The organism is Streptomyces sp. NPDC058051, assembly GCF_042885475.1.
In the GTDB taxonomy this organism is placed as follows: domain Bacteria; phylum Actinomycetota; class Actinomycetes; order Streptomycetales; family Streptomycetaceae; genus Streptomyces.
Map to the genome: position 1 here is coordinate 573,670 of NZ_JBHVRW010000001.1, position 13,438 is coordinate 587,107.

10 protein-coding genes are annotated in these 13,438 nt (G+C 69.9%); 7 read left to right on the top strand and 3 right to left on the bottom strand.

What is annotated here, in order from left to right; genetic code table 11:
- Window positions 1-5 precede the first annotated feature (5 nt).
- Window positions 6-533: a DinB family protein gene (locus ACFVUT_RS02420; protein WP_389642953.1), complete on the bottom strand. Its 528-nt coding sequence runs from the start codon at window positions 531-533 to the stop codon at window positions 6-8.
- A 298-nt stretch (window positions 534-831) separates the two neighbouring features.
- Between ACFVUT_RS02420 and ACFVUT_RS02425 the strand changes: the two genes are divergently transcribed.
- Window positions 832-2,385, top strand: a complete 1,554-nt coding sequence (locus ACFVUT_RS02425; protein ID WP_389670898.1) for a DUF4832 domain-containing protein — start codon at window positions 832-834, stop codon at window positions 2,383-2,385.
- 79 nt (window positions 2,386-2,464) lie between these two features.
- Here ACFVUT_RS02425 and ACFVUT_RS02430 read toward each other — a convergent pair whose 3' ends face one another.
- Both ACFVUT_RS02430 and ACFVUT_RS02435 read right to left on the bottom strand, forming a co-directional pair.
- Window positions 2,465-3,514, bottom strand: a complete 1,050-nt coding sequence (locus tag ACFVUT_RS02430) for a hydroxyacid dehydrogenase (protein WP_389642959.1) — start codon at window positions 3,512-3,514, stop codon at window positions 2,465-2,467.
- A 242-nt stretch (window positions 3,515-3,756) separates the two neighbouring features.
- Entirely contained in the window at window positions 3,757-4,842 is a 1,086-nt protein-coding gene (locus ACFVUT_RS02435) for a substrate-binding domain-containing protein (protein ID WP_389670900.1), read from the bottom strand.
- A 192-nt stretch (window positions 4,843-5,034) separates the two neighbouring features.
- Here ACFVUT_RS02435 and ACFVUT_RS02440 point away from each other — a divergent pair, with 192 nt between their 5' ends.
- Genes ACFVUT_RS02440 through ACFVUT_RS02465 form a run of 6 tightly spaced genes read left to right on the top strand, consistent with a single transcriptional unit; the run spans window position 5,035 to window position 13,406 of the window.
- Window positions 5,035-6,018, top strand: a complete 984-nt coding sequence (locus tag ACFVUT_RS02440) for an ABC transporter permease (protein ID WP_389642965.1) — start codon at window positions 5,035-5,037, stop codon at window positions 6,016-6,018.
- The gene (locus tag ACFVUT_RS02445) at window positions 6,015-6,902 is read left to right on the top strand and encodes a carbohydrate ABC transporter permease (protein WP_389642968.1); all 888 of its coding nucleotides are present in this window, start codon (window positions 6,015-6,017) and stop codon (window positions 6,900-6,902) included. The genes ACFVUT_RS02440 and ACFVUT_RS02445 overlap by 4 nt, the downstream gene beginning before the upstream one ends.
- 54 nt (window positions 6,903-6,956) lie before the next feature.
- Entirely contained in the window at window positions 6,957-8,618 is a 1,662-nt protein-coding gene (locus tag ACFVUT_RS02450; RefSeq protein WP_389642971.1) for an extracellular solute-binding protein, read from the top strand.
- Window positions 8,615-10,492, top strand: coding sequence for a heparinase II/III family protein (locus tag ACFVUT_RS02455; RefSeq protein WP_389642974.1), 1,878 nt, complete (start codon window positions 8,615-8,617; stop codon window positions 10,490-10,492). The genes ACFVUT_RS02450 and ACFVUT_RS02455 overlap by 4 nt, the downstream gene beginning before the upstream one ends.
- On the top strand, window positions 10,489-11,457 hold the full coding sequence (locus ACFVUT_RS02460) for a family 43 glycosylhydrolase (protein ID WP_389642976.1): 969 nt from the start codon (window positions 10,489-10,491) through the stop codon (window positions 11,455-11,457). Before ACFVUT_RS02455 ends, ACFVUT_RS02460 begins: the two co-directional genes overlap by 4 nt.
- Complete coding sequence (locus ACFVUT_RS02465; RefSeq protein WP_389642979.1) at window positions 11,454-13,406, top strand: DUF2264 domain-containing protein; 1,953 nt, start codon at window positions 11,454-11,456, stop codon at window positions 13,404-13,406. Before ACFVUT_RS02460 ends, ACFVUT_RS02465 begins: the two co-directional genes overlap by 4 nt.
- Window positions 13,407-13,438: the final 32 nt, after the last annotated feature.

The following is a 13,438-nucleotide window of genomic DNA, read 5'->3' on the forward strand; positions in this document are numbered from 1 at the left end:
CCGTCTCAGTCGCCCGTCTTCCCGTCTGTGCGCTCTCGGAGGAAGTCGGCGTGTCCGTTGTGGCGGGCGTATTCCTGGATCATCTGCGTGTAGAGCCAGCGCAGGCTGAGCGCAGTGCCGCGCGCGGACGTGAACGTCTCGTCGAGGTCATGGCCGGCTGCCACTGCCTCGCACGCGGCGACCTCGGCCCGGTACCTCTCGAAGTCCCTTTCCGCGTACACCTCATGGACTCCCTCGATGCCCTCATCACCGTCTCCCGGGTCAGTGAAGAGATTGCCGATGCACTCACCCGCGAGGCGTCGCCGGAACCACGACCGCTCCACCTCCGCCATGTGACGGACCAGGCCCAGCAAGGTGAGGTTCGACGGCTCCACGGTGGTCCGCACCAGTTGGGCCGGCTCCAGCCCCGCGCACGTGGCCAGCAAAGTCTCCCGATGCCAATTCAGCCAGCCTTCCAGCATCTGACGCTCAGGTACGGTGGCCAGGTCACCGATCCGCGTGGTCCGTTCGATCTGCGGCGCTGTCCATGTCATGGGCCCACCCTGACCGGCCGGCGCACAGGAGAACCAGAGGGACACACCCGTCGTCGCAGACGTGTGGTGCGCGGTGACAGCGCTGCACGACCTGGTCCCGTCCACCCACGGCTGGACTTCGAGGGCACGAGCTTCGGCGCTGGCATCGGTGCGCCGGCACACCCGATGCGAGCCCCTTCACCGGGTCCTCATGTGCGATCGATGTGCGGTCGACGATATGGCCTTGCCGCGTACATCGCTTCCCACCGAGACTTCCCAGCGACGACGCGAACGCGCGATTCTCCAAGGGAGACGACACATGGCCCCAATGGGAAAAATCAGCCGCCGGACCGCGCTCGGGTTGGGACTGGCGGTGGGAACCTCGGCCGTCGCGCTCCCCGGGGCCTCGGCCGCCAGCCCCCGTACGCCGGCCGGTGCCAGGCGCAGGTCGGCGGCGCTGACGAAGACGTTCACCGCCGACCACTCGACGGTTCTGCGCAATCCGCTCAACGGATGGGTGCTCTACGGGGACACCTCGTTCCCCGACAACTTCTGGACGGCACGCGACGGCATCAGCGTCCCCGGCGTGGACGGCACCGTCCGCGCGTCGGACTACGCCTCGACGTTCTACCTGCGGATCGCATGGTCGCTGCTGGAGCCGTCGGAGGGCGTCTACGGCTGGGACACGAACGAGGACCTGAAGGCCGCGATCGCGACGGCCCGGGAGCGGGGGCTGCGACTGGCGTTCCGGGTGGTCGTGGACAGCCGTGACAAGTCGTACGGCTTCACACCGGACTTCGTGCGGGACGCCGGTGCCGCGGGCTACGAGACGCAGACGGGCAGCAAGACCGTGTGGTCCCCCTACCCGGACGACCCGATTTTCCAGGAGAAGTACGCCGCCTTCGTCCGGGCGTTCGCGGAGAAGTACGACGACCCCGACACCGTCGACTTCATCGACGGCTACGGCCTGGGCAAGTGGGGTGAGGGGCACTCCATGAAGTACATCGACTCCGCGAACCGCGAGTCGGTGCTGCGCTGGGTCGTGGACCTGTACGCGGACGGATTCTCCCGCGTCCCGCTCGCCATCAACTACCACCGGCTCATCGGCGCCGAGAAGGACTGGGGTGCCCCGGACGCGGACAGCGAGCGGCTCCTGGACATCGCCGTGGACCGGGGATTCATGCTGCGCCACGACGCGTTCGGCATGACCACCTACTACGGGGACTGGGAACGCGCCTACGCCGAGAAGTGGCGTGACCGGCGGCCGATCCTGATGGAGGGCGGCTGGGTGACGACACAGCACAGCTACACCGACGACCCGCGGGGCTACAAGACCGTCGCCGACGTCCGGCAGGGTGAGTTCGACGACTCCGTGGAGGCCCACGTCAGCGCGATGGACTTCCGGATCGGCGAGACCCTGTCCTGGTTCACGGGCCGCTTCGACCTGGTGCAACAGGTCGTTGCCGAAGCCGGATACCGCCTTTACCCGACGACGGTGAAGGCGCCGGCGCACGTCACCGCCGGTTCCACCACCAAGCTGCACCACGAGTGGGCCAACCTCGGCTGGGCCTACCTGCCCAACGACCTGCCCCAGTGGAACCACAAGTACCGGCCCGCCGTGGCCCTGCTGAGGGCGGACGGCACCGCCGCGCACGTCTTCGTCGACAGCGGCTCCGAACCGTCCGCATGGCGCAAGGACGCCGTGGCGACCCACACGTTCCGAGCGCGCCTGGCCGGGGTGGCGAAGGGCGACTACCGGTGGGGGGTGGCGATCGTCGACACCACGCGCGGCAACGTTCCGGGCATCGAACTCGCCGCGCAGGAGGCCACCGCCGGCGGCTGGCTGGTCGTCGGGGACGTCACGGTCCACTGACCCGGGAACGATGGACAGCCTCCGGACGATGATGCGCCGGAGGCTGTTCCCATGGCCGCCCCATCAGGCGTGGGGCGGCTCAGGCCTGGACGGCGAACTCTTCCGGCCGGATCGGGTCGAGAAACGTGCCGGTGGCCGTGAACGCGAGCGTCTCGCGGATCGCGTTCACGGCCAGCCGCCGTAGCTCATTGCCCATGGAACCCGCGATATGGGGCGTGATGAAGGTGTTGGGAGTCGTGCGCAGACGCGCGTCGGCGGGAAGGTGCTCGGGCTCGGTGACGTCCAGGACCGCGGCGATGTCCCCCTTGTCGAGACGGTCCGCGAGCGCCTCCTGGTCGACGATCGCGCCGCGCGCGGTGTTGATGAAGGTGGCCCCCGGCCGCAGGCGTTCGATCAGCGTACGGTCGATCAGGCCGCGGGTGGTGGGCAGCAGCGGCGCGTGCAGCGAGACGATGTCGCTGCACGCGACCAGTTCCGCCAACTCCACTCGGCGCACACCGAGTCCCGCGGCGTCGGCGTCGTCCAGATACGGGTCCGCCACCACGATCCGCACGTCGTAGCCCCGCAGCCGCTCGATGACCGCGCGGCCGACCCGGGAGGCGCCGATCAGCCCGACCGTGATGCCGTGCAGGCCGACGTCGGGCCAGTCCCTCTCCAGGTCCACCGGCCCGTTGTCGCGGCGCAGCGACTCCGCCGCGGTGAACGTCCGCTTCGCGGCGAGTACGATCATCGCTACCGTGTACTCGGCGACCGGGACGGCGTTGGCCGCGGTGCTCGACGTGACCGCGACGCCCCGCGCCCACACCTCGTCGTCGACGACCGGGCGCACCGTGCCCGCCGAGTGCACCACGGCTCGCAGAGCGGGCAGCACGTCGAGCCGCCGGGCGTCGAGCGGGGTGGTGCCCCAGCCGGTGAGCAACACCTCAACGCCGTGCAGCAGTTCGCGATCCGCGGGGACGTCCGGGTCCAGCGGACGGTCTGCCAGGAGCCGTGCCGTGCCGGATTCGTGCAGGGCCGCGAGGTCGGCCGGACTGAAGACCCGCCGGAAGGTCGCCTCGGGCATGGCGAACGCCACGGGGACGGCGCGGCGCGGACTGGATGCGTGCGCGGGCCTCGATGCCGATGTCATGGGGGTCCTACCTTTCGGGAGTGGTCTGTTCCGGCCGCTCATGAACACGCCGGGGCCTCGACAGCGGCTCGATCGGCAGCCGAAACGGTCGGCACGGCCATCGTCACCTCAGTCGCGGGGCCCGTCGGCGGGAGACCTCCGGCGGGCGGTGAGCAACGTTGTCCATGCCAGCCCCTCGTGATGTTCGATGTCAAGATTTGCAGAGTGATCGCTCATCAAACGAACATGCGGGCAGGAAGGGTTCAGCGCGGCGGCGCGGACGAATCCCGCACGGTCAGCGTCGGGGTGAGGGTGATGTGCCGTTGGGCGAAGGGTGTCTGTCCCACCGCCGAGATGCGTTCGAAACAGGCGGTCGCGGCGAACCGGCCGACATCGTGTTTCGGCGGGGCCACCGCCGTCAACGGCACGGCCGCGAGTTGGGCGACCTCGTCGTCGTAGGCCACGACGGAGAGGTCGCCGGGGATCGAGACACCCAGGTCCATGGCCGTGGCGACGAAGTCGAGCGCGTAGTGGTCCGAGTGCACGAGCACCGCGGTGGTGCCGGTGGCACGGCAGCGTTCCAGGAAGGCAGTGGTCTGCCGTGCGACGCCGGAGGTTTCGTCGATGGTCTCCACCGGCGCGTCGTCGGCCAGCCCCAGATGCTGAACGGCCCGCCGGTGCCCGCTGAGGATCTGACGGGACGTCGGGGTGTCGAAGGAGGCGACACCGATGCGCCGGTGGCCGAGTTCCGCGAGGTGGCGGACGGCCGTTGCGGCACCGGCGTCGTGGTCGCTGCGCACGGACTCCAGGGTGTACCCGACGGGGGCGTCGGCCACGGCCCGCTCCACCGCGACGACCGGCATCGGGGCCGCCTCCAGCCGTTCGAACGTCGGGTAGGCGTCCGCGACGGTCGTGGTGACGAGCAGACCGTCGACACCGCCGGTGATCAGGCTCTCGATCTGCTGCCGCTCGTGGTCCGCGTCGTACCCGGACACCCGCAACACCACGCGTCCGCCCAGTGCGGTCGTCCGCTCCACCACACCGCCGACGATGTTCGGGTAGTAGTAGCCGGGGTCGGGAACGATCAAACCGAGAGTGAACAGGGCACGCCCGTCGTTGGCGGTCCTGCGCGGGACCGGCCGGCTGACCATACCCCCGGTGGGGTCGGTCTCCACCGTGACCGCGCCGCCGTGCACGCGCCTCAACAGCCCACGATCGGCGAGTTCGCCCAGGTCACGACGGACCGTCATGGCGGAGATGTTCTCGTGTGCCGCGAAGTCGGTCACCGACAGGCTGCCGTGTATCCGCAGCTCCGCCAGGATGCGCTCGTGCCGTGGGTGCAGGTGCATCGTCGCCCCAAATGTTTGATTGATGTTCGGATGATTGCTCACACTTGACCGTCATCGTAGGGCCAACTCAGGATGACCAGACCGCTCGGGACGAGCACTGGCCGGCCGCTGTACGGGACAGCCCGGCCTCCTCCGAACTCCGCCCACAGCAAGAGTGCGTGGAGCCACGTCGGTCAGAGGCAAAGGAGCCACATGGGCACGACGCTCGAAAAACCTGCTTCTGTCATGGGGAGCGCGCCGTCCGGGAAAGCGCCGACGCCGCGGAAGGCGTCCTTCGTCGCGCGGTTGCGTCGTGACAGTCCGCTGCTGCTCATGGTGACACCCGCGGTCCTGTTGCTGTTGCTGTTCATGTACGTGCCGCTGCTGGGCAACGTCATCGCGTTCATGGACTACCAGCCGTACATATCCATCGGCGACAGCACCTGGGTCGGCCTCCACAACTTCCAGGTGCTCTTCGAGGACCCGGCGTTCTGGCGGGCGACGGTGAACACCCTGCAGATCACCTTCCTGCAGATCGTGCTGTACTTCCCGGTACCCATCGCCCTCGCCCTGCTGATCCACTCGCTCACCTGGCCGTGGCTGAGGGCGGCGGTGCAGTCGGTGCTGTACCTGCCGCACTTCCTGTCGTGGGTCATCGTCGTCGGCTTCTTCCAGCAGTCCCTCGGCTCGGGCGGCGTGCTCAACCAGACGCTTCGGCAGCTCGACCTGTCGACGGTCAACGTGATGTCCGACCCCTCCACCTTCAAGCTCCTGCTCACCACGCAGGTCGTCTGGAAGGACGCGGGCTGGGGAGCGATCATCTTCCTCGCCGCGCTCGCCGCGATCGACGACTCCCTGTACGAGGCGGCGGCCATCGACGGCGCGGGAACGTGGCGGCGCTTCTGGCACGTCACGCTGCCCGGGATCCGGCCGATCATCGTGCTGCTGCTGATCCTGCGGCTCGGCGAGGCCCTCAACGTCGGATTCGAGCAGATCCTGCTCCAGCGCAACGCCGTGGGCGCCGACGCGGCGGAAGTCCTCGACACCTACGTCTACTTCCACGGTGTGATCGACGGCAACTGGAGCGTGGGAATCGCGGTCGGCCTGATCAAGGGGATCGTCGGATTCCTCCTCATTCTCGCGGCGAACAAGGCCGCGCACCGCCTCGGCGAGCAAGGAGTGTATTCACGGTCATGAGCACCATCGTCCGCCCCGCCTGGCAGGGCAAGCCGAAGCCCGTCGCACTCGCGCTGAAAGCAGTCGCGGTCGTGCTGGCGCTCGCCCTGGTCCTCTTCCCCTTCCTGATCGTCTTCTCGACCAGCGTGTCCGACAGCGAGTCCATCACGAAAGCGGGCGGATTCGTCGTCTGGCCCGACTCCTTCACGCTCGACGCCTACACCCAGGTCTTCGAGGGCGGCGTCGTCACCCGGGCCGTCGTGGTGTCGACGCTGGTCACTCTCGTCGGTACGGCGATCAGCCTGACGACGACCGTACTCGCGGCGTACGCACTGAGCCGCCGCGGCGCCCTCTTCCAGCGACCGCTGCTGACGTTCGTCCTTGTCACGTTCCTCTTCACACCCGGGATGATCCCGCTGTACCTGGCGGTGAAGGAACTCGGCCTGCTGGACAGCTACTGGGCGCTCGTCCTGCCCACCGCCTTCAGCGTGTTCAACATGATCGTCGTCCGCGGTTTCATGATGGGGATCCCACAGGAACTCATCGACAGCGCAAAGATCGACGGTGCCGGGGAGTTCCGCATCCTGTGGAACATCAGCCTGCCCCTGTCCCGCGCGGTGATCGCCGTGGTCGGCATGTTCTACGCGGTGAGCTACTGGAACGCCTTCTTCAATGCCCTGATCTATCTGAACGACAGCACGAAGTGGCCCCTGCAACTGGTGCTGCGGACCTACGTTCTCCAGGGCTCGGCCCTGGTCGATTCCGGCGGTGACCAGGCGGCCCCGCCCGCGCAGTCCGTGCAGATGGCCGTGGTGCTGATCGCGATCGTCCCGATTCTGCTGGCCTACCCCCTTGTGCAACGCCATCTCACCAAGGGCGTCCTCACCGGCGCCGTGAAGGGCTGAGGCAGCACCGCCCCGGTCGCGCACATCATCAGTACACGTCAAAGGAGACGCACGATGAACCGTTACACCTCGCCGGGAATGAGCCGGCGCAACCTGCTCAGAGGCGCGGCCTTCGGAATCGCCGCCCTCGGCACAGGCCAGGCGCTCGTCGGCTGTTCGGGCTCCGGCGGAGGCACCGCGGTATCCAACGACATCGCGAAGCTGCCCGCCTACGTCCCCATCACCAAGGGGCCCGCCCCCGCCCTGAAGGGCAACGGCATCGTGCAACCGGTGTACTACCGGTCGCCCGCCGAGAGCGAGCTGTTCCGGTCGGTGACGGGGAAGGCCGGTTCCGGCGGGAAGACATCGGCGTTCGTCGTCACGTACTACTCCCCGCCGCCGGCGGGCAACAGCTACCTGTCGTACATGGGCGAGCAGGTCGACACGACCTTCGACATCCAGCTCGTGCCGGGGGACTCCTACGCGTCCAAGTTCGCGACGATGACGGCCGGCGGTGACCTGCCCGACCTGGTGCAGTTCCTCACCTTCGCGCCGCCGCAGGGATATCCGCAGCTGCTGCAGGCGAAGTTCCAGGATCTGTCCGAGCACCTGTCGGGGGACGAGGTCAAGAAGTACCCCAACCTGGCCAACCTCCCCGAGGCTTCGTGGGCGAGCGCCCGCATCAACGGCCGTATCTACGGCGTTCCCGAGCCACGCCCGCCGTTCGGCAGCATCCTTGTCTGCCGCCCGGACGTCATCAAGGAACTGACCGGGCAGGAGCCCGCGCCGAAGAACGAGGCCGACTTCACCGCGTTGTGCAAGGAGGTCACCAACGCCAAGGCCAACCGGTACGCGATCTGCGGACAGGGCGGCGCCAACGGCGTCGAGTGGGGTTTCGACATCATCGGCGCCGTCTTCGGCGTACCGAACGGCTGGAAGCTCGATGGCGGCAAGCTCGTCAACAAGTACGAGACGGACGAGTGGATCCGGACCATCAGTTACATCAAGAAGCTCTACGCGGCCGGCTACTACCACCCGGACACTCCCAGCCTGGAGAACTCACAGGCCAAGACCTACCTCGCCAGCGGGACCGTCCTGATGCACATGGACGGCATCTCCTCGCTGCTCGACACGACCCTGCCGAAGGGTGTGGTACTGGGCGCCGTCGTCCCGTTCGGCGCGGACGGCGGCAAGGGCGCCAACTACCAGGGCACGTCGAGCTTCGGCTACACCGCCTTCAAGAAGGCGAGCCGGAAGAAGATCGAGGAACAGCTCAGCATCCTCAACTACCTCGCCGCTCCCTACGGTTCCCAGGAGTACTTCAAGATCCGCAACGGCAAGGAGGGCGTCCACTTCACCCGCGACGGCGACAACGTGGAACTCACCAAGGCGGGCCGGACGATGGTCGAGCCCAGCGGCCTCTTCCGCGTCACCGAGGGCCCCCAGGTGCTGACCAACCCCATCCGGATCGACGAACAGCTCCGGCGCTCCCACGCCTGGCAGGTCGCCACCCAGGACATGCTGGTCGAGAACCCCGTCCAGGGGCTGTACTCGCCGACCTCGGTGCGTTCGGGCTCGGCGACGAGCACCCTCAACGACACCGTCAACAGCTACATCCTCGGGCGCGCGGACCTGAACGCGGTACGGTCCGCGATCTCCTCCTGGAAGTCCTCCGTCGGGAACACCACCCGGAAGGAATACATGGAACAGCTCGACAAGCAGGGAAGCCGAACGTGACCTCCGCACCTTCCTTCCTTTCTCGGCTCACCCCGGACGCGCGAGCCGCGCTGCGCGTCCGGGCGTGGTCCCCGGCACCGCCGGTGGGTGACCGCGACGGCTGGGCGCACCTCGGCGAGAGCGACCGCGCGGCGCTGGCCCGCGCCGCGGCCGACTGGCGCGACAGGGCGGCACAGGACATGCCGAGTCTCAGCGCCTGGGCGGCCTACAGCCGGGACGGCGACCGCCGCCCCCACGAACGGACCGAGCACGCTCTCCTCGGACACCTCGCCTCCACGGCGCTGCTGCTGGCGGCGGACGACAAGGACGAGGACGCCGTCGCGCTCGGCGACGCCGTCTGGCGCCTGTGCGAACTGTCCGCCTGGTGCCTGCCCTCCCACTACGCGCTCCCCGAGTCCGGGCACCGCCCCTTCCTCCCGGAGCCGGGCCGTGACGTGCTCGACCTCGCCGACGCCTACACCGGCGCCCTGCTCGCCTCGGTGGACGCCTTCGCGGGAGCCCGCCTGGAGGAGCTCTTCCCCGGGATCCGCGGGCGTGTCCACCACGAGATCCGGCGGCGCGTCCTCGGTCCCTGGGAGACCGAGACGTACTTCTGGCACGGCGTCGACGCGACACCGAACAACTGGGCCCCCTGGATCGTGTCGAACGTGCTGGTGTGCGCGGCGGTGACCGAGCCGGACCGGGACAAGCTGGAGCGGACCGTCGAGCGTGCGCTGGTGATCCTCGACCGGTTCCGCGCCGGCTACGACGCCGACGGGAGCTGCGACGAGGGCGCCACGTACTGGTGGTGGGCCGGCGCGACCCTCTTCGAGGCCCTGGACCTGCTGGAGGAGATCACCGGTGGCGCCTTCGACGGCTTCACGGTGCCCCCGGTCGCGGCGATGGCATCGTTCCCGGTGGACATGCAGATCGGCCCCGACACGCAGGTCAACTACTCCGACGGCTCGCCCGCGCTGCCGGAGAACGCCAACTGGCATCTGCTGGCCCGGTTCGCGGCCCGTGTCGGTGACGAGGACGCCGTGCGCCACGCGCGGTGGATGGGACGGCTCCACCCCCTGCGGTTCGACGGCCAGCTCGCGCCCCTGTTCCGAAGGACGCTCGCCGAACTCCGTTCCCCGGACTGGGCGTCGACGGGTGAGGCGGCACCGGGCATGCCGGCCTCGCGGTATCTGCCCGGCACCGGGATCGCGGTCGCACGGGAGCGACGGGCGTCCGCCGCCGGCCTGTTCGTCGCCGCGAAGGGCGGCCACAACGATGTGAGCCACAACCACAACGATGCCGGAGGTGTCATCGTCTCCCTCGACGGCGAGCCGGTCCTCATCGACGTCGGTGTGGGTGTCTACCACCGCGAGACCTTCCAGCCCGAGACCCGCTACACGATCTGGACGATGCGCAGCCCGTGGCACAACGTGCCTCTGCCCGACGGCGTCGAGCAGAGGCACGGCAAGGAGTTCGGGGCGACCGGTGTCACCTTCGGGGACGACGGCACCGTGGCCCGGCTGCGGATGGACCTCGCCTCCGCCTATCCGCCGGAGAGCGGACTGGTGCGCTGCGAGCGGACCGTCGAACTCGACCGCGAGCGGGGCGGCGTACTGCTCCGCGACGACTGGGCCTTCGAGGCGCCGCGCACCATGGGCCTCGTCCTCATGACGGCCCTCCCGCCCGCCCCGCACCCGGAGGGACTCCGGGTCGGAGCCGCCCTGCTGCGGGCCCACACCCAGAACTTCGAGGTCCGCACCGAGGCGATCGACCTGGACGACGACAGGCTCCGGCGGGTGTGGGGCGAACGGGTGCACCGCACCCTCCTCGTCCAGCGGGAACCGGCCACCCGCGCCGGGCACGTACTGCGCATCGAGCGAGCAGAGGCGGCATGAAGCACACGACATCCGGTGCGATCGAACCCGGACGGCTCTTCCACGACCAGCACGGCCGGGCCGCACAACTGCACGGCATCGGGATGCTGCGCGTCGGCGACCGCTTCTGGGCCTGGGGCGAGGACAAGCGCCACGGCGGCACCTTCTCCGCGATCGCCTGCTACTCGTCGCCCGACCTGGCCACCTGGCGCTACGAGGGCGACTCCCTGACCGCCGGTACGGGCGACCTCGCCCCGGGACGGGTGGTGGAGCGGCCGAAGGTGCTGCACCACGCGGCCACCGGCCGGTACGTGATGCTCCTGCACATCGACTCCGCGGACTACGCCGACGCCCGGGTCGGCTTCGCCGTCGGCGACAGTCCCGCCGGACCCTACGCATACCGGGGCAGCGTGCGGCCGCTCGGCCGGCTCAGCCGCGACATCGGCGTCCACACCGAGGACGGCGTCGGCTACCTGCTGTCCGAGGACCGGGACCACGGGCTGCACATCTACCGGCTCACCGACGACTACCTCGGCGTGGACTCCCTCGTGTCGACGACCCTCGCGGACCACGGCCGGCACGGCTACGAATCGCCCGCCCTGGTACGCGTCGACGGCACCTACTACCTGTTCGGCTCCGACCTCACCGGCTGGGCGACCAACGACAACCGGTACACGACCGCCCCCGCGCTCACCGGCCCCTGGGCACCCTGGCGGCTGTTCGCCCCCGAGGGCTCGGCGACCCACGACTCGCAGATCAGCGCGATCGCGACGGTGTGCGGCACCGAGCGCACCAGCCACGTCTACCTGGGCGACCGGTGGCTGCCGGACCGGTTGGCCGACTCGCCACCCGTCTGGCTGCCGCTGCACATCGGCGGCGGCCGGGCACGCCTGGAATGGAGCGACCATTGGAACATCGACACCACGACCGGCAACATCTCCGCACAGGACGCGCCGGCCGGCCCGCACCGGAGCACCGGCACATGACCGAGGAACTGCCTCCGTTCGTCCTGCCCCCCGACGACCGCGACCGCTCGCCCCTCACCGGCTGGACCCGCGCCCACTGGGAAGCCACCGGCCTGCGCTGGCTCGACCACGTCCGGCACCACGACAGCCCCGGCGGCGCCCTCCCACGTCTGCCCGGCCGGGTCACGCCGGACGGGGAACGCCGCGAGAGCATGGAGACCGTCGGCCGCTCCTTCCTCCTCGCCGCCCCGCTCGTCGCCGGCGCCGACGCGAAGACCGCCGAACCGCTCGCCGAGCGCTACGCCCGCGCCCTGCTCGCCGGCACCCAGCCGGACGGCCCCGAAGCATGGCCGCGCGGCGTCACCTGTCGCGCACCCGTCACCGGCGTCACCAACTCCATCGTCGAGGCCGCGAACATCGCGTTCGGCCTGTACATCAGCCGTGACCGCCTCTGGGACCGGCTCACCGCTCCCGAGCGCCACCGCATCGCCGACTGGCTCCGGCACCACGCCCGCCTGGAGGTGTGGCACAACAACTGGCAGCTCTTCCCCGCGATGGCCGAGGCGTTCCTGCGGTCGGTGGGGGAGGACACCTCCGGGTGCATCGGCGAACGCAACGTGCGCCGCGTCGAGTCCTGGTACCTGGAGCAGGGCTGGTACACCGACGGCCCCGAGCACGCCATCGACTACTACAACGCCTGGGCCATCCACCCCTACCTGTGGGCCTGGTACCGGATGACGGACCGGGTCACCACTCCCGAGGGCAGCCGCCACCTCGAACGCCTCGGCGCGTTCGTCAGCTCCTGGGCGCGGACCGTCGCCCCCGACGGGTCGATGCTGCACGTGGGACGGTCGCTCAGCTACCGCACCGCCGCGCTCGCCGCCCTGTGGTGCGCGGAGATCTCCGGCGTCAACCCGCTCCGGCCGGGTACCACCCGACGCCTCGCCTCCGGGGTCCTCGCCCGGTTCGCCGCCCACGGCGTCGGCATCGACCGCCCCCTCGACCTGGGCTGGTACCGGCCCTACGAGCCGATCGCACAGAGCTACAGCGGCTTCGGGTCGGCCTACCTCGCCGGGATCGGCTTCCTCGGTCTCGCCCTCGCCCCGGACGCACCCGTGTGGACGGCCGTGGAGGAGCCGCAGCCCACCGAGACCGAGCACGGCACCCACCCGATGCCCGCGCTCGGCTGGCTGCTGACCACGCAGCGGGACGGCATCGTCCGGCTCGCCAACCACGGCAGCGACCACTGCGAGATCCCCGTCGAACCGACCCGCCCGGACCCCGACGACCCGCACTACGCCAAGCTCGCCTTCTCCTCCCACACGGCCCCCGGCACCGGCGCCGCCTGGGAGGAGAACGTCGACTCCCACCTCGCCCTCGTCGACGCGGACGGCCGGGCCAGCCGCCGCGGTGTGATCAGGGCGATGCGGGTCGACGGCACGATCGCGGGGTCGGTGCACCTGCCCCAGATCGACGGACGGCAACTGCCCGGCTGCGCGGTCGTTTCCGTGTCGCTGCCGGACGGCGAACACGAGGTACGCGCCCACCTCGTGCGCTCGCCCGGCGGACGGACGGTCCGGGAGGGCAGCTGGGCCGTCGCCGACGACGTGCCGCCGACCGGACGACGCGACCCGGGCGCCCCGTCGGCGACCGTGACGAACACCGGCGGTCTCACCGCACGCATCACCGGGCTCCACGGCTACGACGACGCCCGCGTGTTCGCCTACCGGGACGCCGACGCCCTGGGCCCCTGCTCCGCCGTCCCGGCCCTCCACGCCCCCGCCCGCGCCGGGGACACCCTACTGGTGAGCCTGCACACCCTCACCCGTTCCGCCCCGGCCGCGCCGCCCGAACCGCCCGCCGTGCGCGTCGCCGGAACCGTCGTGACGGTGACCTGGCCCAGTGGCGTCCGCAACACCATCGATCTCGCAACATTCGTCCCCTGGGACGGACGGCTTCCCGGGGTATGACCCCACCGCGACCCCGCACCCCGGCCGACCCG

Bases quoted from the DNA above. Each gene is read 5' to 3' on its own strand.
- ACFVUT_RS02460 (WP_389642976.1), top strand. From the start codon at position 10,489: ATGAAGCACACGACATCCGGTGCGATCGAACCCGGACGGCTCTTCCAC.
- ACFVUT_RS02420 (WP_389642953.1), bottom strand. From the start codon at position 533: ATGACATGGACAGCGCCGCAGATCGAACGGACCACGCGGATCGGTGAC.
- ACFVUT_RS02440 (WP_389642965.1), top strand. From the start codon at position 5,035: ATGGGCACGACGCTCGAAAAACCTGCTTCTGTCATGGGGAGCGCGCCG.
- ACFVUT_RS02445 (WP_389642968.1), top strand. From the start codon at position 6,015: ATGAGCACCATCGTCCGCCCCGCCTGGCAGGGCAAGCCGAAGCCCGTC.
- ACFVUT_RS02430 (WP_389642959.1), bottom strand. From the start codon at position 3,514: ATGACATCGGCATCGAGGCCCGCGCACGCATCCAGTCCGCGCCGCGCC.
- ACFVUT_RS02450 (WP_389642971.1), top strand. From the start codon at position 6,957: ATGAACCGTTACACCTCGCCGGGAATGAGCCGGCGCAACCTGCTCAGA.
- ACFVUT_RS02465 (WP_389642979.1), top strand. From the start codon at position 11,454: ATGACCGAGGAACTGCCTCCGTTCGTCCTGCCCCCCGACGACCGCGAC.
- ACFVUT_RS02425 (WP_389670898.1), top strand. From the start codon at position 832: ATGGCCCCAATGGGAAAAATCAGCCGCCGGACCGCGCTCGGGTTGGGA.
- ACFVUT_RS02435 (WP_389670900.1), bottom strand. From the start codon at position 4,842: ATGCACCTGCACCCACGGCACGAGCGCATCCTGGCGGAGCTGCGGATA.